The sequence below is a fragment of the Sinorhizobium sp. BG8 genome (assembly GCF_016864555.1).
Lineage (GTDB): Bacteria > Pseudomonadota > Alphaproteobacteria > Rhizobiales > Rhizobiaceae > BG8.
The window spans coordinates 466411-486249 of the sequence record NZ_CP044011.1 but is presented as its reverse complement, the minus strand read 5'-3'; the positions used below and the strand labels follow the sequence as shown (position 1 = coordinate 486249).

Annotated in this window: 20 protein-coding genes and 1 tRNA gene; 15 read left to right on the top strand and 6 right to left on the bottom strand. The window is 61.4% G+C overall.

The features are described 5' to 3' along the window. Positions 1-17 precede the first annotated feature (17 nt). The 3 genes from metA to F3Y30_RS02275 all read left to right on the top strand — a co-directional run bounded on the left by metA (position 18) and on the right by F3Y30_RS02275 (position 2527). A complete protein-coding gene (gene metA, locus F3Y30_RS02285) occupies positions 18-941 on the top strand; it encodes a homoserine O-succinyltransferase (protein ID WP_203424968.1) in 924 nt (307 codons plus the stop codon). Between the two features lie 4 nt (positions 942-945). Beyond that, on the top strand, positions 946-1395 hold the full coding sequence (locus F3Y30_RS02280; protein ID WP_246752849.1) for a GNAT family N-acetyltransferase: 450 nt from the start codon (positions 946-948) through the stop codon (positions 1393-1395). Positions 1396-1504: 109 nt separating this feature from the next. After that, entirely contained in the window at positions 1505-2527 is a 1023-nt protein-coding gene (locus F3Y30_RS02275; protein ID WP_203424966.1) for an aldose epimerase family protein, read from the top strand. Positions 2528-2831: 304 nt separating this feature from the next. On the opposite strand, the gene F3Y30_RS02270 is transcribed toward F3Y30_RS02275, so the two are convergent. Continuing rightward, positions 2832-2906 (bottom strand) — tRNA-Gly (locus F3Y30_RS02270). Between the two features lie 316 nt (positions 2907-3222). On the opposite strand from F3Y30_RS02270, the gene F3Y30_RS02265 reads away from it, so the two are divergent. The 4 genes from F3Y30_RS02265 (at position 3223) to F3Y30_RS02250 (ending at position 5770) form a co-directional block, all read left to right on the top strand. Then, positions 3223-3732, top strand: coding sequence for a prolyl-tRNA synthetase associated domain-containing protein (locus F3Y30_RS02265; protein WP_203424965.1), 510 nt, complete (start codon positions 3223-3225; stop codon positions 3730-3732). 57 nt (positions 3733-3789) lie between these two features. Further along, positions 3790-4749, top strand: a complete 960-nt coding sequence (gene trxA, locus F3Y30_RS02260) for a thioredoxin (protein ID WP_203424964.1) — start codon at positions 3790-3792, stop codon at positions 4747-4749. A gap of 123 nt (positions 4750-4872) precedes the next feature. Next, positions 4873-5553 carry an LON peptidase substrate-binding domain-containing protein gene (locus F3Y30_RS02255; RefSeq protein WP_203424963.1) on the top strand — a complete coding sequence of 227 codons (681 nt, stop codon included), beginning with the start codon at positions 4873-4875 and terminating at the stop codon, positions 5551-5553. 61 nt (positions 5554-5614) lie between these two features. Then, on the top strand, positions 5615-5770 hold the full coding sequence (locus F3Y30_RS02250; protein ID WP_203426454.1) for a Trm112 family protein: 156 nt from the start codon (positions 5615-5617) through the stop codon (positions 5768-5770). Between the two features lie 99 nt (positions 5771-5869). Here F3Y30_RS02250 and F3Y30_RS02245 read toward each other — a convergent pair whose 3' ends face one another. Continuing rightward, positions 5870-7099, bottom strand: a complete 1230-nt coding sequence (locus F3Y30_RS02245; protein ID WP_281435453.1) for a ubiquinone biosynthesis hydroxylase — start codon at positions 7097-7099, stop codon at positions 5870-5872. Positions 7100-7175: 76 nt separating this feature from the next. Between F3Y30_RS02245 and tesB the strand changes: the two genes are divergently transcribed. The 6 genes from tesB (at position 7176) to F3Y30_RS02215 (ending at position 14733) form a co-directional block, all read left to right on the top strand. Then, a complete protein-coding gene (tesB, locus tag F3Y30_RS02240; protein ID WP_203424961.1) occupies positions 7176-8063 on the top strand; it encodes an acyl-CoA thioesterase II in 888 nt (295 codons plus the stop codon). A 214-nt stretch (positions 8064-8277) separates the two neighbouring features. Further along, entirely contained in the window at positions 8278-8628 is a 351-nt protein-coding gene (locus tag F3Y30_RS02235; RefSeq protein WP_203424960.1) for a P-II family nitrogen regulator, read from the top strand. Between the two features lie 28 nt (positions 8629-8656). Then, the gene (locus F3Y30_RS02230; protein WP_203424959.1) at positions 8657-10018 is read left to right on the top strand and encodes an ammonium transporter; all 1362 of its coding nucleotides are present in this window, start codon (positions 8657-8659) and stop codon (positions 10016-10018) included. A 267-nt stretch (positions 10019-10285) separates the two neighbouring features. Beyond that, positions 10286-12940 (top strand): DNA translocase FtsK, encoded by a 2655-nt coding sequence (locus F3Y30_RS02225; protein WP_203424958.1) that lies wholly within the window; start codon positions 10286-10288, stop codon positions 12938-12940. 112 nt (positions 12941-13052) lie between these two features. Next, the gene (locus F3Y30_RS02220) at positions 13053-13715 is read left to right on the top strand and encodes an outer membrane lipoprotein carrier protein LolA (protein WP_246752847.1); all 663 of its coding nucleotides are present in this window, start codon (positions 13053-13055) and stop codon (positions 13713-13715) included. A 211-nt stretch (positions 13716-13926) separates the two neighbouring features. Next, positions 13927-14733: an exodeoxyribonuclease III gene (locus F3Y30_RS02215; protein ID WP_203424956.1), complete on the top strand. Its 807-nt coding sequence runs from the start codon at positions 13927-13929 to the stop codon at positions 14731-14733. A gap of 9 nt (positions 14734-14742) precedes the next feature. Here F3Y30_RS02215 and F3Y30_RS02210 read toward each other — a convergent pair whose 3' ends face one another. Both F3Y30_RS02210 and F3Y30_RS02205 read right to left on the bottom strand, forming a co-directional pair. Continuing rightward, a complete protein-coding gene (locus tag F3Y30_RS02210) occupies positions 14743-15198 on the bottom strand; it encodes a cyclic nucleotide-binding domain-containing protein (RefSeq protein WP_203424955.1) in 456 nt (151 codons plus the stop codon). A 14-nt stretch (positions 15199-15212) separates the two neighbouring features. After that, the gene (locus F3Y30_RS02205; RefSeq protein ID WP_203424954.1) at positions 15213-15896 is read right to left on the bottom strand and encodes a response regulator transcription factor; all 684 of its coding nucleotides are present in this window, start codon (positions 15894-15896) and stop codon (positions 15213-15215) included. A 189-nt stretch (positions 15897-16085) separates the two neighbouring features. On the opposite strand from F3Y30_RS02205, the gene F3Y30_RS02200 reads away from it, so the two are divergent. Together F3Y30_RS02200 and F3Y30_RS02195 are read left to right on the top strand one after the other, a co-directional pair. Next, the gene (locus F3Y30_RS02200) at positions 16086-16601 is read left to right on the top strand and encodes a L,D-transpeptidase family protein (protein WP_203426453.1); all 516 of its coding nucleotides are present in this window, start codon (positions 16086-16088) and stop codon (positions 16599-16601) included. A gap of 126 nt (positions 16602-16727) precedes the next feature. Next, complete coding sequence (locus tag F3Y30_RS02195) at positions 16728-17558, top strand: aldo/keto reductase (protein ID WP_203424953.1); 831 nt, start codon at positions 16728-16730, stop codon at positions 17556-17558. 45 nt (positions 17559-17603) lie between these two features. On the opposite strand, the gene F3Y30_RS02190 is transcribed toward F3Y30_RS02195, so the two are convergent. Then, positions 17604-18161: a histidine phosphatase family protein gene (locus F3Y30_RS02190; RefSeq protein WP_203424952.1), complete on the bottom strand. Its 558-nt coding sequence runs from the start codon at positions 18159-18161 to the stop codon at positions 17604-17606. Between the two features lie 145 nt (positions 18162-18306). Next, complete coding sequence (leuC, locus tag F3Y30_RS02185) at positions 18307-19716, bottom strand: 3-isopropylmalate dehydratase large subunit (protein ID WP_203424951.1); 1410 nt, start codon at positions 19714-19716, stop codon at positions 18307-18309. Positions 19717-19839: the final 123 nt, after the last annotated feature.

The window sequence follows — 19839 nt, the reverse complement described above, 5'->3', positions numbered from 1 at the left end:
TTTTGATCGAGTGAAACATGCCCATCAAGATACCCGATACGCTCCCTGCCTTCGAAACTCTCGTCAAAGAGGGTGTGCGGGTGATGACCGAAACGGTGGCCATCCGCCAGGATATCCGCCCCCTTCAGATCGGGCTCCTGAACCTCATGCCGAACAAGATCAAGACCGAGGTGCAGATGGCGCGTCTCGTGGGCGCTACGCCGCTGCAGGTGGAACTCTCGCTGGTGCGCATCGGTGGCCACAAGGCCAAGAATACTTCCGAGGATCACCTCCTCGCCTTCTACGATACGTGGGAGGAGATCAAGCATCGCAAGTTCGACGGCTTCATCATTACCGGCGCCCCGGTCGAGACGCTCGACTACCAGGACGTGACGTACTGGGAGGAGATGAAAAAGATCCTCGACTGGACGACCACGAATGTCCACTCGACGCTGAACGTATGCTGGGGCGCGATGGCGGCCATCTGGCACTTCCATCGGGTGCCGAAGTATACGCTGAGGGAAAAGGCCTTCGGCGTCTACTGGCACCACAATCGCAAGCCCTCCTCGGTCTACCTGAACGGCTTCTCAGATGACTTCCAGATCCCGGTTTCGCGCTGGACCGAGGTGCGCGCCGACGATATCCGCAAGGTGCCGGAGCTCGAAATTCTCATGGATTCCGACGAGACCGGTGTTTGCCTCGTGCAGGAGAAGGCCGGCAACCGGCTCTACATCTTCAATCATGTCGAGTATGACTCGACATCGCTCGCGGACGAGTATTTCCGCGATGTCGACGCCGGCGTGCCGATCAAGATGCCGAGCAACTATTTCCCGCACAACGATCCCGAAAACACCCCGCAGAATCGCTGGCGCAGCCATGCGCATCTGCTTTTCGGAAACTGGATCAACGAGATCTACCAGACGACGCATTTCGATTTGGAAAAGATCGGCACGCAAGGATGAGTCCATGAGCGGTTTCGAGATCAGGAGCATTTCCGCGGGTGACGAGACCGAATGGCGTCGCCTGTGGTCCGCCTATCTTGCCTTCTACGAAGCCGAATTGCCGGAGGAGGTCTATCGCGCCACTTTTGAGCGACTGACCGGCGAGGGGCCGCGCGAAGTCTTCGGCCTCCTCGCCGTCGTGGACGGCAAGCCCGTGGGGCTCGCGCACTATCTCTTCCATCGGAACACGTGGGCGACCAACGATACATGCTACCTGCAGGATCTCTATGCCGATCCCGACGTTCGCGGTAAGGGCGTCGGGCGTGCCTTGATCGAAACGGTCTATGCGAGGGCTGCGGCTGCGGGTGCTCCGGAAGTCTACTGGCTGACCCAGGAGTTCAATGCGACGGCGCGAAGGCTCTATGACGGCCTCGCTGAGAAGACCCCCTTCGTCGTCTACCAGAAGACGCTCTGACGGCACCTCGCCCGCCGCGCACATGGCACCTTGAACAGTATGACTTTTTAGTTGCCGTGGCGGTGGATATGAAGCAGTTTGCCGCGGTCTTTGCAGGGAGAAAAACATCATGTCCGCGAAAGCAGTGAACGAAGCGTTCGGCGAGCTTGCCACCGGCGAGACCGTCTATCGCATCCGTCTTTCGGGCGGCGGCCTGACCGCCAGCGTGCTGACTTGGGGAACGGTCATCCAGGACCTCAGGCTTGATGGTCACCAGGCTCCCCTGGTGCTGGGCTACGAGAACCTTTCATCCTATCTTTCCCATTCTCCCTACTTCGGTGCTACGCCCGGCCGGAATTCCAATCGCATCGGGAACGGACGATTTTCAATCGACGGCAAGACCTTCCAGCTTGAACTGAACGAGAAGGGTGTCACCCACCTGCATGGGGGGAGCGACGGCATAGCCAAGCGCAACTGGACGGTCGTCGAGCAGGCCGGGGACCGGGTCACCCTGCAGATCACGGATCCGGCAGGGCGGGCGGGATACCCCGGCAATTGCACCGTCACCTGCACCTATCGCCTGAGCGACAAGGGCACGCTTTCGGTGGTCTACGAATCGGTGACGGACGAGGCCACGCCCTGCAATATCTGCCAGCACAGCTACTTCAATCTGGACGGCAGGGCCGATGCGCTCGACCACGAGATCATGATCGCCGCAGACCGTTACCTTCCCGTCGATGAGCGGCAGGTTCCAACCGGTGAAGTCCGTAGCGTCGATGGCACGGTGTTCGACCTGCGGAAAATGACGCCGATGCGCCGCCAGACCGAGGGCGACAGGATCAGCTACGACCACAATTTCTGCCTGAGCGCCGAACGCCAGGAAAAACGACTGGTCGCCCGGGCAAGAAGCGCTGTTTCCGGCGTCTCGATGGACGTACGCACGACAGAACCCGGCATACAGTTCTACACCGGCTTCAAGATCAATACGCCGGTGCACGGCCTGGAGGGCCGCAGCTACGGGCCGTATTCCGGTTTCTGCCTGGAAACGCAGGTCTGGCCGGACGCGATCAACCACGAAGGCTTCCCGGAAGCGATCCTGCGGCCGGGCAAGGTGCTCCGGCAGGAAACGGACTACATCTTCACCAAGGCCTGAGGCCGGTGATTCCTTTCCCGACCGAACGCGATGCCACCCCGATGCAGGTCATGCGTTGGAGTGGCGGGCGTTTGGATCGCGCCATTCTGCACGATTGAATTTTGCCCAGGGCCACAGGTGCGGCCAGGTCGGGAGTTGATGTGGGGAATATGCAGCCAGCCTTCCGGATCGCCTGAAGCCAGCCGCCCCTCTTGTCGGACGGTTTGATCGACCGAATCACATCGCTCCTGAAAAGTCGCATCAGTGAACAGTTCACGGCGTCGCGCTGAACCAGATCGTTCGCATATAATCTCTTGGGAGAAAATGGAGCGGGTGAGGCGATTCGAACGCCCGACCCCAACCTTGGCAAGGTTGTGCTCTACCCCTGAGCTACACCCGCTCATCGTCGACGGCCTGGGGTAGTCGGTGGCCGAAGGTCGCTGCGTTGCGGCGACGGGCGCTATATGGCCTAAGCCCTTTGCAAATGCAACAGGGAAACGACGAGTTTTTTCAGAATTTTTTCCAAGGCGTCGGAGTGGGCGCATTTTCAACGGTGGCGAACTGTTGCGCCCCGGGCGCATTGGCCGTATCAGCGGCAGTAAAGCAAGAGCCCGTCCCGCCAGCAGGGAATCGGAACCGGCGCGGACCCGCAATCGCGGACCGCCAAAGTCCGGTTTGGCGGTTGCGAGCGTCAAACGACACGTGGAACGATGCCAATGAACGATATGCAGCCGAAGACCGATGCCGAGCTTTTCCAGTTTCTCGATGGCCTCAGCATCCAGCATTCGACCAAGAATCACGATCCGGTCTTCACTGTCGCCGAATCGGTTGCGCTGAGGGACGAAATCCCCGGCGGCCACACCAAGAACCTGTTCGTGAAGGACAAGAAGGACAACTACTTCCTGCTGACCGTGGAGGAGAACGCGACGGTCGACCTGAAGACCGTGCATACGGTGATCGGCGCGGCAAGCAAGGTTTCCTTCGGCAAGCCCGAAAAGCTGATGGAATACCTCGGGGTGATCCCCGGTGCCGTCACGGCGTTCGGCGCGATCAACGACACTGCCAAAGCGGTGAAGGTCATCATCGACGAGGATCTGATGCGGTACGATGTCATCAATGCGCATCCCCTGCGAAACGACGCGACGACGTCCGTCGCTTCCAAGGACCTGCTGCGTTTCATCGAAGCTACCGGGCATGAGCCGCTTGTCTTGAAAGTGACAGCCTGACATACGATCTTCTGGCAACGCAGGATTAGCGGAGCGATCTCCGCGGGAGCACGAGACATGAGCGCAGGCGACAACCCCTATGCAGCATCCTACGGCGGGCAGATGACCGCGTCGGCGAGTTACGGAAACGCACCGGCGGCGGACCTGATCAAGGACACGACGACCGCCCAGTTCGCCCGTGACGTGCTCGAGGCTTCGCGCGAGCAGCCGGTGCTCGTCGACTTCTGGGCCCCCTGGTGCGGCCCCTGCAAGCAGCTCCAGCCGATCATCGAAAAGGTGGTCACGGAAGCGGCAGGGCGCGTGAAGCTGGTGAAGCTCAACATCGACGAGCATCCGTCCATTCCCGGCCAGCTCGGCATTCAGTCGATCCCGGCTGTCGTGGCGTTTTCCGGCGGCCGTCCGGTCGACGGGTTCATGGGCGCCGTACCGGAAAGCCAGGTGCGGCAGTTCATCGACAAGATCGCAGGCCCCGCAGGCGCCGACGGCAAGGCCGAGATCGAGGCCGCGCTGGAGGAAGCGAAGACCCTGCTGGCGGCGGGAGACATCCAGGCGGCTGCGGATCTCTACGGCGCAATTCTTCAGGCCGACGCCGAGAATGGCACGGCTCTCGCTGGCATTGCGGAGTGCATGCTGGCCGCCGGGCAGCCCGATGACGCCCGCCAGGCGCTCGCCGACCTCCCTGAGGCACTTGCGAACGATCCGGCCATCGTTGCCGTGTTGAAGAAGCTTGGACAGATCGAAGAGGCTCGCAAGCTCGGTGACCCCGCCGCTCTCGAGCAGGCTTTGTCGCTGAATCCGGACGACCATGAGGCGCGGATGAAGCTGGCAAAGATCCGCAATGTCGAGGGAGATCGCGAAGCCGCGGCCGATCACCTGCTGACGATCATGAAGCGGGATCGCGGTTTCGACGACGACGGCGCGCGCCGCGAGCTGCTGCAGTTCTTCGACGTCTGGGGCCCCAAGGATCCGGCGACAATCTCGGCGCGCCGCCGTCTGTCCTCGATCCTGTTTTCGTGAGGCGAGGTGCGCGCGTCATCTTGAGAATTGCGCGTCACACCCCACATTGCGAAGGAAGCGAACACAGCACCGGCCGCGTGATGATATTGTAAGTGGCGGCCGCGGAGGAGTAGAGGCATTTCGATGCAGGTGGGGAACGCACGCTATTTGAGAGCCGACGATGTTCCAGAGACGATCGCCGTTTTCCCGCTGTCGGGTGCGCTACTTCTTCCCGGTGGCCAGTTGCCACTCAATATTTTCGAGCCGCGCTATCTTTCCATGTTCGACGATGCGCTCGCGGGCAGCAGGCTGATCGGCATGGTACAGCCGGTCTTCGGCGACCATCAGGAGCATGACCCGGCCTCGGAGGCGCCTGCGCTCTGTCAGGTCGGGTGCATCGGCCGCATCACTTCCTTCGCAGAAACCGGCGATGGCCGCTATATCACGTCCCTGACAGGCGTGTGCCGCTACCGGCTCATCGCCGAAGTGCGAACCGGTAAGGCGTACCGGACGTTCCGCATCGCTCCGTTCGGTGCGGATCTCTCCGGCATCGACGACGAGGCGGCCGTGGACAGGGAGGCACTGCTTGCGGCATTCCGGGCCTATCTGGATGCAAACAAGCTGGAAGCGGACTGGGAAAGCGTCGAGCGCGCCAGCAACACCACTCTCGTCAATTCGATGTCGATGATGTCACCCTATGGGCCAGCGGAGAAGCAGGCCCTGCTCGAGGCACCCGACCTCAAGACCCGCGCGGAAACACTGATCGCAATCACCGAGATTGTGCTTGCCCGCAGTTTCGGCGATATCGATACTGTCCTGCAGTAGTTTTCCCACCTGGCGGAGAGCGATAGTGACAGATCTGAAGAGCAGCCGCGTAGACCCCAAGATGCTGGAGCTTTTAGTGTGCCCCTTGACCAAGGGGCGGCTGGTCTATGACGCCGAGGCCAGCGAGCTCGTGTCGGAGAAGGCACAGCTTGCCTATCCGATCCGCGACGGAATCCCGATCATGCTTATCTCGGAAGCGCGGGAAATCAAAGACTAGAGAAAATCCTGGCAATAGGGCGCAGCGGTTTGGCGCCCGAAAGCCCCTGATACGAAGGATTGGAGGGAGCCGGCGAGCAGATCGCCTGCCTTCCTAAGATCAGATGGGTTGACCGACCAGCATGCGTGGCAGGTCGCTTCCGGAAATGCCCTTTGCCTGACCAATGAAATAGGACTTCAATCCCGGCAGCCTGTCGACGATGCCAAGGCCCAGGTCGCGCAGCATGCGCACGGGCGTGATATCGTTCGAGAAGAGGCGATTGAGCACGTCGGTGGTCACGCCCATGCGGAAGGTATCGAAGCGTCGCCAGGTCTCATAGCGCTCCAGAACCGACAGCGCGCCGATGTCGAGGCCGAGCCGGTCCGCCTCCACCACAGTCTCGGCGAGTGCTGCGACGTCCTTGAAGCCGAGGTTCAGTCCCTGTCCGGAAATCGGATGGATGCCATGGGCCGCATCTCCCGCGAGCGCAAACCGCGGTGCGACGAAGCCCCGTGCAAGGGTGAGGCCGAGCGGAAAGGCCTTCCTTCCGCCGGCCAGGGTGAGCGCACCGAGCTTGTGGCTGAAGCGGCGTTCCAGTTCCTCCTCGAAAACGAGCTCATCGCTCTCAACCAGCTTGCGGGCATCTTCCGTTCGTTCCGTCCAGACCAGCGACGAGCGGTTGCCTCTCAGCGGCAGGGTGGCGAAGGGACCGGCGGGCAGGAAATGTTCTTCCGCTGTTCCTTCGTGCGGGCGTTCATGTTCGACGGTCGTGACAATACCGGACTGGCCGTAATCGAAGCGAACCGTCTTGATGCCCGCGGCGTCGCGCAAGCGCGAGCGCACGCCGTCGCAGGCCACGAGCAAGCGCGTTTCGACCGACGTACCATCGGAAAGCTGAACAGCAACCGAATGCTGCCCGGTGGCGAAGCCTTCGGCGGTGGTGGACCAGCGGACGGAAACGCCAAGGGCTGCGGCCTTCCCGAGAAGGCTCCTCGTCATGTCGCGATTTTCCACCATGTGGGCGAAGGGCGAGCCTTCCTGGTCGGACGATGCATCCTCGAAGGTCAGGAAGACGGGACGGACCGGGTCGGCCGTGCGGGAATCGGTTATGATCATGCGGCGGATCGGTTCCGCCTTGTCCGCGATCTCTGGCCAGACACCCAGAACGTCAAGGAGATTGCGCGCTGCTGCAACGATCGCGGAGGCGCGTTCATCCCGCTCCCATGCGCTTTGCGGCGCCCCGTCGACGACCGCGATCTCGAGGTGGGGTGCGGCCATTTTCACGGCCACCGCCAATGAGAGACCCACGTAACCGCCGCCTGCGACAAGCATGTCGATCATCGCCCGGATCTCCTTCCACTTGAGCTGTCGTTCCCGCCTATATAGATGATGGAAAAGGAGTTTCCTACAGCGCAAGAGGAACCAAATGTCGCGTCAGATACCGAAGACACTCGCCATGGAAACGCTTCTCGCGATACTGGACCTGGAAAATCTCGAACAGAACCTGTTCCGCGGACAGAGCCCGCAGGTCGGCTGGCAACGCGTCTTCGGCGGTCAGGCGATCGCCCAGGCGGTGGTCGCCGCCTCGCGCACGGTGGGCGAAGGGCGCCATATCCACTCTCTCCATGCCTATTTCATCCGGCCCGGCGACCCGTCCGTCCCGATCATCTATGAGGTCGAGCGTGTGCGCGATGGCGAGTCCTTTGCGACACGGCGCGTCGTCGCGATCCAGCACGGAAAACCGATCTACCTGATGACCGCTTCATTCCAGTACGACGAAGAGGGCTTCGATCACCAGATCGCGATGCCGGAGGTGCCGCTGCCGGATACGCTTATGGGCGAGGAGGCGATCAAGACGCAGTTCCTTGCCAATGCGCCCGCCCACGTGCGCGCCTACTGGGAGCGCCCGCGGCCGATCGAGCTGAGGCCGGTTTCACTCGAGCGCTACGTCTCGCGGAAGAAACTGGATCCGCGCCAGCATGTCTGGGTGCGAACGACCGGTCCGGTTCCGGAGGACCGTCACCTCCAGGCGGCGATCCTCGGATATCTTTCCGACATGACCCTGTTGGATACCTCGCTTCTCGCTCACGGAACGTCGGTGTTCGACCGGTCCCTGCAGGTGGCGAGCCTCGACCATGCCATGTGGTTTCATCGCCCCTGCAAGCTGGACGGCTGGCTGCTCTACACGCAGGACAGTCCGTCTGCGTCGGGTGCGCGTGGCATGACCCGCGGCAGCCTTTTTGATCTCCAGGGAGCGCTGGTTGCCTCGGTAGCGCAGGAAGGGCTGATTCGGAAAAAGGCAATTGATGAATAGATATGCAATTTTGCAGATTTGCACATTATATAGGCATTAGACTTGACGATTTTTTAACTTTTCGCGCCTGAATGAATTATTGTCGTTATATTTCAGGTAGATAGTCGGTGAATGTGAATCTGGCACGGCCCTTGAATGTGTAGGCACGGTCGTTGTGGACGGGGCGTTCGCAGCGGCAAGGAGAAACGGCTCCGCGCCGTGGGTAAACACAAGGATGGGAAACCAGATGAAAATTGTGATGGCCATTATCAAGCCTTTCAAGCTCGATGAGGTTCGCGAAGCCCTCACCGCAGTTGGGATCCAAGGCCTGACCGTGACCGAAGTGAAGGGATACGGGCGCCAGAAGGGACACACCGAGATTTATCGCGGTACCGAATATGCCGTGAGCTTCTTGCCGAAACTGAAGATCGAGATCGCGGTCCCCAGCGACGTCGTAGAAAAGACCGTCGAAGCCATCGCGTCCGCTGCCAAGACGGGCCAGATCGGTGACGGCAAGATTTTCGTCTACTCGATCGATCATGCCGTGCGCATCCGTACCGGCGAAACCGATTCCGAAGCGCTGTAAGCACAGGCAGTTCAGGGAGCAACTTCACATGTCGTCATTCAAGATCTCAACAACTCTTGCCCGCGTAGGCGCTGCTTCCGCAGCAGTCCTCGCTCCGGTCGTGGCTTTCGCGCAGGAAGCGGCACCGGCCGCCACGGAGGCCGCAGCCGCGGCGCCTGTACCGGACAAGGCCGACACCGTCTTCATGTACCTCACGACCCTGCTCGTGCTCTTCATGCTGATTCCCGGCCTCGGTCTTTTCTACGGCGGCCTGGTCCGCGCGAAGAACATGCTTTCCGTGCTGATGCAGTGCACGGTCATCGGCGCTGCAATGATGATCATCTGGGTCGTCTACGGCTATTCCTTCGCCTTCGGCGGATCCACCAGCGCCTATTTCGGTGGCTTCGGCAAGGTCTTCCTGTCGGGCGTAACGGTTGACAGCACATCCGCCACGTTCACCGACGGCGTCGTCATTCCGGAATATCTCTTCATCATGTTCCAGATGACCTTCGCGGCAATCACGCCGGCTCTGATCATCGGCGCCTTCGCCGAGCGCATCAAGTTCTCGGCCGCAGTGCTCTTCTGCATCCTGTGGGCAACGTTCGTCTACTTCCCGGTCGCCCACATGGTCTGGGACGCAAACGGCCTGATCTTCGGCATGGGCGCACTCGACTTCGCCGGCGGCACGGTCGTTCACATCAACGCTGGTATCGCCGGTCTCGTCGGCGCGATCATGGTTGGCAAGCGCACAGGCTTCGGCAAGGACATGATGGCTCCCCATTCCATGACCTTAACGCTGGTCGGTGCGGCCATGCTGTGGTTCGGCTGGTTCGGCTTCAATGCCGGCTCCAACCTGGAAGCTTCCGGCGGTGCCGTTCTCGCAACGGTCAACACCTTCCTCGCCACTGCAGCAGCTATCCTCGCATGGTCGATCGCTGAAAGCTTCACGCGCGGCAAGGCTTCCATGCTCGGCGCCGCATCCGGCATGATCGCCGGTCTCGTCGCTGTCACGCCGGCTGCCGGCTCGGTTGGCCCGATGGGTGCAATCGTCCTCGGCCTGATCGTTTCGCCGGTTTGCTACTTCTTCGTCTCGGTGGTGAAGAACAAGTTCGGCTATGACGACACCGCTGACGTCTTCGGCGTTCACGGCGTGGGCGGTATCCTTGGCGCTCTCGGCACGGGCATCCTGACGGCTCCGTCGCTCGGCGGCACCGGCGCTGAAGACTTCTCCATCGCCTCGCAGTTCGTCACGCAGCTGACTGCAGTCGTCATCACCATCGTATGGTGCGGTGTCGTCTCGGTCATCCTCTACAAGGTCGTTGACGCAATCGTCGGCCTGCGCGTTTCCGTCGAAGCCGAACGCGAAGGTCTCGATCTCGCATCGCACGGTGAAGCGGCTTACCACGCCTAAGAAACTCGCGGCGGCACGCCCAACGATTGCCGCCGCTCAAAAATCCTGTCGCGGTCATGCGCAAGCGTACCGTACTTGGCCCGGACCTTGGTCCGGGCCTTTTTCGTTCGGCGAAGGGCGATTGAAGCGAATTCTCGCCGGCGAGGGCCTGATGGTCTGCCATGGTTAACACGACATTAAGGCTTCGCTTGTTAGGGTCGCGCATCATGCATGTCCCTGCGTCGTGGGGATGCGCATCCGGGCAGAGCGGGCAGCGGGCTTACAAACATGGGCAGAAGTACTTCGGCAATGTTGGACAACCGATCAGAACGATTCGTCCTGTCAACCTTCGTGTGGCGGCAGATCCAGGCGCTCGCGGGCTTCGGCCTGTTTCTTGCGCTGGCGCTCGCAATTGCCGCCCTTTCGACATGGAACGTATCCGACCCCAGCCTCTCCTACGCTTCGGATGGAGATCCCACGAACATCCTGGGTTATTCCGGCGCGATCTTCGCCGACCTGTTCATGCAGTTCTTCGGACTTGGGTGCGTGCTCGCCCTGCTGCCGGCGGTGTCCTGGGGCCTCATCCTCATCAAGGGTAAGCGTTTCGACCACATACCGAAGCGGGCCGCCGCCTGGCTCGGCGGCGCCATTCTTTCTGCGGCCGCGCTGAGCTGCGTACCAGCTCCCCCGACCTGGCCGCTGCCCAATGGCCTTGGCGGCGTCTTCGGAGACATGATCCTGCGCCTTCCGGCGCTCTTTACCGGCGCCTACCCGACCGGAACGCTTGCGAGCGTGCTTGGGGCCATCATAGCCGTGCCGGCCTGCTGGCTGCTGATCTACAGCGCCGGGCTCATCGGCGTCGATCCCGTCGAGGAAGAAGATGACGTGCCTGCAGTCCAGCCGGAGAGCAGGGCGCGCACCATCGCCGGGCCTGACGAGGAGGAAGATGGCGAGGGTCCGCTCATGGTGGTTGCCGGCGCCCTGACACACGTCTGGTACACGGGGCAGGCGCGGATGCGACGCCTGTTCGGCTTCTCCGGGCGCCGTTCTCGCGCGGTCGAGCAACCATACGACTTCAATGACGACGAGTTCGGCACGCTGAACGAGCCAACCCGTGCAAAGGCTGCAAGAGCGCCAGGAGAACGGCTGGAACCGTCCATGGACGCTTCCGAGCGCCGAAGGATCGTGCCGCCCTCCATCGCCGCCGAAGACGACGACATACCTTTCGACATGGACGACGATCTGCAGCGCCCCGACGGCATCCTTCCGGATGACGACGATGTTGCCTCCGATTGGGCGCCGCGCCCGGCACCGGCGCGTGCGACCGCTGCCGGCGGCCGCCGTGTCGCCACCCCTGCGCCCAGGCCGAAGGTCGGTCAGCGGATGGAACGGGAGGCGCAGGCCTCCTTCGCGGGACCTGACGGGTTCCAGCTGCCGCCGCTCCATCTGCTCGCCGAGCCCAAGAGCGTTGCACGGGATGCGACCCTTTCCGCCGATGCGCTCGAGCAGAACGCCCGCATGCTTGAGGGCGTTCTCGAGGATTTCGGGGTCAAGGGCGAGATCATTCATGTCCGTCCCGGCCCGGTGGTTACCTTGTACGAGCTCGAACCTGCGCCCGGGATCAAGTCATCGCGGGTCATCGGGCTTGCAGACGACATCGCCCGTTCGATGAGCGCGATTGCTGCGCGCGTCGCCGTGGTTCCCGGCCGCAATGCGATCGGCATCGAATTGCCGAACATGGGCCGCGAGACAGTCTATCTGCGCGAGCTGATCGCCAGCCGCGATTTCGAGGGCAGCAAGGCCAAGCTCGCAATGGCGCTCGGAAAAACGATCGGCGGCGAGCCGGTCATTTCCGACATCGCCAAGATGCCACACCTGCTCGTTGCCGGTACGACCGGTTCGGGCAAGTCGGTCGCGATCAACACCATGATCCTTTCGCTGCTCTACCGTCTGCGGCCCGAGCAATGCCGGTTGATCATGATCGATCCGAAGATGCTCGAGCTCTCCGTCTATGACGGGATTCCCCATCTCCTGTCGCCTGTCGTCACCGATCCGAAGAAGGCGGTGGTCGCGCTCAAGTGGACGGTGCGCGAGATGGAGGAGCGCTACAAGAAAATGTCGAAGATCGGTGTCCGCAACATCGACGGCTTCAACAGCCGCGTGGAGCAGGCACTTGCCAAGGGTGAGGCGATCACGCGCACCGTTCAGACCGGCTTCGACCGCCAGACCGGCGAGGCAGTCTACGAGACGGAGGAATTCGATCTCCAGCCGATGCCCTACATCGTCGTCATCATTGACGAAATGGCGGATCTGATGATGGTGGCGGGCAAGGACATCGAAGGCGCCGTCCAGCGGCTGGCGCAGATGGCGCGCGCTGCCGGTATCCATGTGATCATGGCGACGCAGCGCCCGTCCGTCGACGTCATTACCGGCACGATCAAGGCAAATTTCCCGACGCGCATTTCTTTCCAGGTGACGTCCAAGATCGACAGCCGCACCATTCTGGGCGAGCAGGGAGCCGAACAGCTCCTCGGAATGGGCGACATGCTCTACATGGCCGGCGGCGGACGCATACAGCGTGTCCACGGGCCTTTCGTGTCCGACCATGAAGTGGAGGCTGTGGTTGCCCACCTGAAAGCCCAGGGTGTCCCGCAGTATCTTGATGCCATCACCGAGGACGACGATGACGACGACGGCGGCGGCGGGCCGGCGGGAACCTCCAATCTGGAGGATTCCGACGACCCCTACGATCAGGCCGTCGCTGTCGTACTGCGCGACGGAAAGGCATCCACATCCTACATTCAGCGGCGCCTCGGGATCGGGTATAATCGAGCGGCTTCGCTGATCGAACGGATGGAGCAGGAAGGGCTGATCGGCCCCGCAAACCACGCCGGCAAGCGGGAAATCCTGGTTCCGACCGAATCGGAAATCACCGAACGCTGAACGGAACGGCAGGCAGACCCACCGCGTTCAAAGGCGGGACTGGGACGATGGCAGGGTGCGCCTTGATGGCGCCGTACTTGCCGCACATGAGAGCGACATGAAGGAGATCGAGATGACCAAAACCGAAACGCGCGGCCCCGCCATTGAACCTGGTCGCGCTGGCCTCACGCGGCGCGATTTCGTTGGTCTTGTCGCTTTCGTGCTCGCCGTCGGCTCATCGGCATTCCGGCCGGACGAAGCTGAGGCGCAGGTTTCGGGTGCGGCGCAGAAGATCGCCGATCATTTCGCCTCCGTGAAGACCATGATGGGCGAGTTCGTCCAGTTCGGTCCGCGGGGAGAGCAGACCGGCGGCAAGTTCTACATCGACCGCCCCGGCAAGATCCGTTTCAACTATGAAGATCCGTCGCCCATGCGTGTCATCTCCGACGGCAAATCCGTGGTGATCGGCAATCGCAAGCTGAAGACCTGGGATATCTATCCCCTCTCGAAAACGCCGCTGAAGCTTCTGCTTGCGGAGAAGATCGACCTTTCGGCCAAGATGGTGCGCAACGTCAAGGAAGAGGCAGACCTCACCACCATCGTGCTCGGCGACAAGAGCATGTTCGGCGATTCCACCATCACCATGATGTTCGATCCGAAGAGCTACGACCTGCGCCAGTGGACGATCACGGATGCACAGGGCAAGGATACCTCGGTGATGATCTTCAACGTGAAGACCGGAGTGGAACTCGCCCCCCGCATCTTCGACATACCCTACGACGAGATTCGCAAGTAACGACCGGCCATTTTTTCAGGCAGCGGGATGGCCTTTGGGTCTTATCCGGGATCGTAAGCTTCGGTCCCGCCCGCAGCTCAATGTGCGGCCGTCAACAAATCCTCGGTCTTCAGCAAGATTCAATCCGGCAGACTGCTTCCATTTGAGCATCCGTCGCTCTAAGAGCCTTTGCATCGGCCCGAGTGACGGGCGCCTGGACAAGGGATGCGGCATGGCACTTTCGATTGCGACCTGGAACATCAATTCCGTGCGACTGAGGATGCCGCTGGTCGAGCACTTCCTGAAGACCCATGCGCCGGACATCCTGTGCCTCCAGGAAACGAAATGCCCGAACGATCTCTTTCCGTCCAAGCCCCTCAGGGCGCTCGGCTATGAGCACATCGTCATCCATGGACAGAAGGGATATCACGGCGTCGCCACCATATCGCGGCTGCCGCTGACGGAACTGGTGGAGCGGCGCGACTATTGCGGCGTGGGTGATGCCAGGCACGTGTCGGTCGTCTTCAATCACGGCGGCAAGGCTATTCGTCTCCACAATTTCTATGTACCGGCCGGCGGCGACGAACCGGACCGGACAATCAATGCGAAATTCGGCCACAAGCTCGATTTCCTGGAGGAAATGAAGCTGCTTCGTGCCGAAGCTGAGGCGGGTATCTCGTCAATCCTGGTGGGTGATCTCAACATCGCACCGTTGGAACACGATGTCTGGTCGCACAAGCAACTCCTGAAGATCGTCAGCCATACGCCTGTCGAGACGGATGGCCTCATCGAGGTGATGACGAAGGGAGGATGGGTGGACCTGATGCGCCAGAAGATTCCCGCCGACCAGAAACTTTACACCTGGTGGAGCTATCGCGCGCAGGATTGGGCGGCGGCGGATCGTGGCCGTCGCCTCGATCACATCTGGTCGTCGGCGGATCTTGGACCACACCTGTCGGACATCTCGGTTCTTCGGGAGGCGAGGGGCTGGGAGCGGCCGTCCGACCACGTGCCGGTCATCGCCGCGTTCGATCTCTGACCGACGCCGTCAGGCGAAGCGGTGGGCGGTGCTGCTGACCCTGCCGATCATGGCTTCCAGATTGGCGCGGATGCGCGCCTCTACAATCACGGCCACGTCTGGATACTCCTCGAGCATCCGACGAAAGAGCGGCCGGTTGATGCGGATGACATCGCTGTCTTCCTCCGCAACCGCCGTGTACTTGCGCTCGACCGCAGAAATCATCGCAAGTTCGGAGAGTAACGTGCCGGCACCAGCCTTTCCTTCGTCGCGGGGCGAGCCGTCGCGTGCCATCGACGTGAGGCGGAACAGGCCGCTCGCGATGACAAAGCCGCAGTCAGCCGAGGTTCCCTCGCGAAACAGCGTCTGCCCCTCAACGATCCGCCGCCGCTCGGCACCGAAGGCCATCAGCCGCAGCTTGTCTTCCGACAGGCCCGAGAAAAGCGGTACCTTCGAGAATAGGGCGATATCGTCGTTGAGAGCCAAAGCCGGTGCTCCGGTTAGGGTACGATCTTGTAGCCGCCGTTCTCTGTCACGAGAATCTCCGCATTGGAAGGGTCTCGCTCGATCTTTTGCCTGAGGCGGTAGACGTGCGTCTCCAACGTGTGGGTCGTAACTCCGGAATTGTAGCCCCAAACTTCCTCGAGGAGCACGTCGCGCGTCACCACCCGCTGATCGGCGCGATAGAGATAGCGGATGATGGCCGCTTCCTTCTCGGTGAGGCGGATCTTCTGGCCGTTTTCCATCGTCAGCAACTTCTGGCCGGGCTTGAACGTGTATGGTCCTACCGTGAAGGTCGCGTCCTCGCTGCTCTCGTGCTGGCGCAGCTGGGCACGAATGCGCGCCAGGAGGACAGCGAAACGGAAGGGCTTGGTGACGTAGTCGTTCGCGCCGGCTTCCAGCCCGAGAATCGTGTCGGAATCGGTGTCGTGGCCGGTCAGCATGATGATCGGCGCCTTGAAGCCGCCTTTCCTCAGAAGCTTCACCGCCTCGCGACCATCCATGTCGGGCAGGCCAACGTCCATGATCAGCAGATCGACCTGATTGCTCCGGGCTGCCTGCATCCCCTTGGCTGCCGTCGTCTCCTGGAGGATCGTAAACTCGTCGTAGAGAGAGAGTTGCTCAACGAGTGTCTCCCGCAGGTCGTTGTCGTCGTCAACGAGAAGGATGGTCCGGGATGTCATAGGGGTCCTTTCTGCATTTCACTCGAAAACTAAGCCAAATTGGGCTTTTGGCAAGTACGCTCGCGGGGTATGCAAAACGACGCCAGCGGGCGCGACCTATGCGCGCGTTGTGTGTCGTGGGCAAGGCAAAAGAATGTGACCGGCATGATGGCAAAATCGAGAGCAGCGGGCGGGAAGAGACGCAAGCCGATGCGGCCGATCGTGGTGCGGCGGGCGGTCGGTGCGAAGCATCGTGCAATCCTCCATTACGGCGAGTTCCGTGCCGAAGCCGCGATCGGGCGGAATGGGACGACCGCGTTCAAGGGTGAAGGAGACGGCGCCACCCCGATTGCAACGATGAAGCTGCTCTACGGCTTTGTGCGGGGTGACAGGATGCGTTCACTCCCGACCGCTCTGCCGCTCAGACGAACCCGCTCGGATATGCTCTGGTGCGATCAGTCCGGCCACCCTGCCTACAATCGGCTGGTGAAATCGCCTTTCAAGGCGAGCGCCGAGGACATGATGCGCAAGGATGATCTTTACGACATCTGCCTGGTACTCGACTGGAACATTACCTCCCGCCGGCGTGAGCGTGGATCAGCCATCTTCCTTCACCTCATTCGTCCCGGCTACGAGCCAACAGCGGGCTGCGTCGCGCTGGAGCTTTCGGATCTGAGAAGGCTCCTGCGATATCTCCGCGTTGGAACACCGCTCAAAGTAATCTGAAGTGGTGAAATCCGCGGCCTGGATCCCTATGTAGGCGAAGCCGCCCATTCGGCAGCGGACATCTTCGCGAGCCAGTTCGGCTTCATCCGAACCTTTTCATCACGCTTTCAACTGTGGAGACCTATTGTGAGCAATCAAACGACCATCCCCTTCAACGATGGAAAATCGATACCGCAGGTCGGCCTTGGCGTGTGGCAAACGCCCAACGATGTCGCGGTGACGGCGGTCGAAGCCGCCATTTCAGCGGGCTATCGCCACGTCGATACCGCCGCCATCTATGGGAACGAGGAAGGCGTCGGCCAGGGCATCCGCAAATCGGGCGTGGATCGCAAGGAGATCTTCCTCACGACGAAGCTCTGGAATGACGATCAGGGTTTCGATTCAACACTCAAGGCGTTCGACCAGAGCCTGAAGCGACTGGGCACGGACTATGTCGATCTTTACCTCATTCACTGGCCTTCGCCGCAGCGTGGCCGATACGTGGAAACGTGGAAGGCCTTCGTTCGCCTGAAAGAGGAGGGCAGGGCTCGCTCCATCGGTGTCTCCAACTTCTATCCGGAGCATATCGCGCGCATCATCGGCGAGAGCGGCGTGACCCCGGTCATAAACCAGATCGAGCTTCATCCGGACTTCCAGCAGAAGGCGGCACGAGCGGCGCATGAAAAGCTCGGCATCGTCACGCAATCCTGGAGCCCGCTCGGACAGGGCGCCCTCCTTTCGAACAGCGTCATTGGCGCGATCGCCGGCAAACACGGCCGCACGCCTGCCCAGGTCATCATCCGGTGGCATATCGACAACGGCCTGGTGGTCATTCCGAAGTCGGTGACGCCTTCGCGTATTGCCGAGAATTTCCAGGTCTTCGATTTCAAGCTCGACGCGGACGACCTCGCGGCAATCGCCAAGCTGGAAAATGCGGGCGGCCGCATCGGACCTGACCCGAACACGGCAACGTTCTGAGGCAAAGATCGCGCTTCCGGGTGGCATCCCGGGGGCGCATCCCTTTCAGGCGCGCGCTAGCGATTTCGGCGTGGTGAACTGCACGAGGCGACCCGAGGCGGGCGAGATTTCCTCCCAGCTGCGGATCTCGAATTCCATGATAGCGAGAGCGCCCGTCGGGAACTTCTCCCGCAAACGCTCGAACACCTCGGGATCGCACTCGCCGACCAGGCGGACGGCGAGGTCCTGAAGTCCCGGATTGTGTGCGATCAGCATGACCGTGTTATAGGACGGCTCGATCTCGCGAACTATCGAAAGAAGCTGATCCGCTCCGGCCGCATAGAGCTTCGAAACGCTACGCCTCACTTCATGGATGTTATCCAGCTCCCTGGCAACGAGATCCCAGGTCTCTTGTGTCCTGCGCGATGTGGAAACGAGGACGAGATCGGGAACGATATTGCTGCGCGTCATATAGGCACCCATCGCGCGTGCAGCCTTCTGACCGCGAAGGGCGAGGGGGCGGTCGTGATCTTCAACGCCGTCAGGCCAGGCGGACTTCGCATGGCGCAGGAGGATCAGGCGATGCGGGCCCTTGGAGGCTTTCGCCTTCTTCTGCTCTGGCAATGTGTCCTCCCTTCGCTATGGCTGCGATGTCGTTTTCTCCCTCACACTACGGGGGCACGATCCCCATAGGCGTCTCATTTCATAAGATAACAAAAAAAGCCGCCCGTTTTAGGGGCGGCTTCGATCCTGTTCGCAACGCTTGCGATTACTTCCACTCGCGGATGTCAACGAAGTGGCCGGCGATCGCGGCGGCGGCTGCCATTGCCGGCGATACCAGGTGTGTCCGGCCCTTGAAGCCCTGACGGCCTTCGAAGTTGCGGTTCGACGTGGACGCACAGCGTTCACCCGGCTTCAGTCGGTCGTCGTTCATGGCGAGGCACATCGAGCAACCCGGTTCCCGCCAGTCGAATCCTGCGTCCTTGAAGATCTTGTCCAGGCCTTCCGCCTCCGCTTGCTCCTTCACGAGGCCGGAGCCCGGAACGATCATGGCGTTGACGGTCGAGGCGACGGTCTTGCCCTCGACGACCTTGGCGACTTCGCGCAGGTCCTCGATGCGGCCGTTTGTGCAGGAGCCGATGAACACGCGGTCGATCGCGATATCGGTGATCGGCGTCCCCGGCTTCAGGCCCATGTAGTCCAGTGCGCGCCACTTCGACGTACGCTTGTTTTCGTCCTGGATGTCATCCGGATTGGGAACCGCACCCTGAACCGAGGTCACGTCTTCGGGCGAAGATCCCCAGGATACGATCGGCGGCAGGTTGGCGGCATCGAGCACCACCACGCGGTCGTAATGTGCGCCTTCGTCCGACTTGAGGGTCTTCCAATATTCGAGGGCCTGGTCGAGCGCCGCACCCTTCGGAGCGAGCGGCTTGTCCTTGATGTATTCGAAGGTCTTCTCGTCCGGGGCGATCAGGCCTGCGCGTGCACCGCCTTCGATCGTCATGTTGCAGACCGTCATGCGGCCTTCCATCGAAAGCGACCGGATCGCTTCGCCGGCAAATTCGATGACGTGGCCGGTACCGCCGGCGGTGCCGATTTCACCGATGATGGCAAGGATGATGTCCTTGGCGGTCACGTGCGGCGGAAGCTGGCCATCGACGCGCACCAGCATGTTCTTCGCCTTCTTCTGGATCAGCGTCTGAGTGGCGAGCACGTGCTCGACTTCCGACGTGCCGATGCCGTGCGCCAGCGCGCCGAAAGCGCCGTGCGTGGAGGTGTGGCTGTCACCGCAGACGATGGTCATGCCCGGCAGCGTAAAGCCCTGCTCCGGACCGACGATGTGGACGATGCCCTGGCGCTTGTCGTGCTCGGAAAAGTATTCAACGCCAAATTCGGCAGCGTTATGGGCGAGCGCCTCGACCTGGATGCGGCTTTCCTCGTTCTTGATGCCTTCGTAGCGGTCAAGCGTGGTCGGTACGTTGTGGTCCACGACCGCCAGCGTCTTCTGCGGGGCGCGAACCTTGCGGCCGGCCATGCGCAGACCTTCGAAGGCCTGCGGCGACGTCACTTCGTGGACGAGATGACGGTCGATGTAGAGAAGACAGGTTCCGTCATCCTGGCGGCTGACGATGTGGTCGTCGAAAATCTTGTCGTAGAGGGTACGGGGTGCGCTCATGGCTCTTCATCCGATTTGCAGCATAAAGATATGGGAAATTGACGCAGCACTGGGCTGCGAAACCTGACCGGATCAGGGTAGGCGGCTGTTGAGCGCGCCGTAAATGCACGAGAAGAAGCGTGC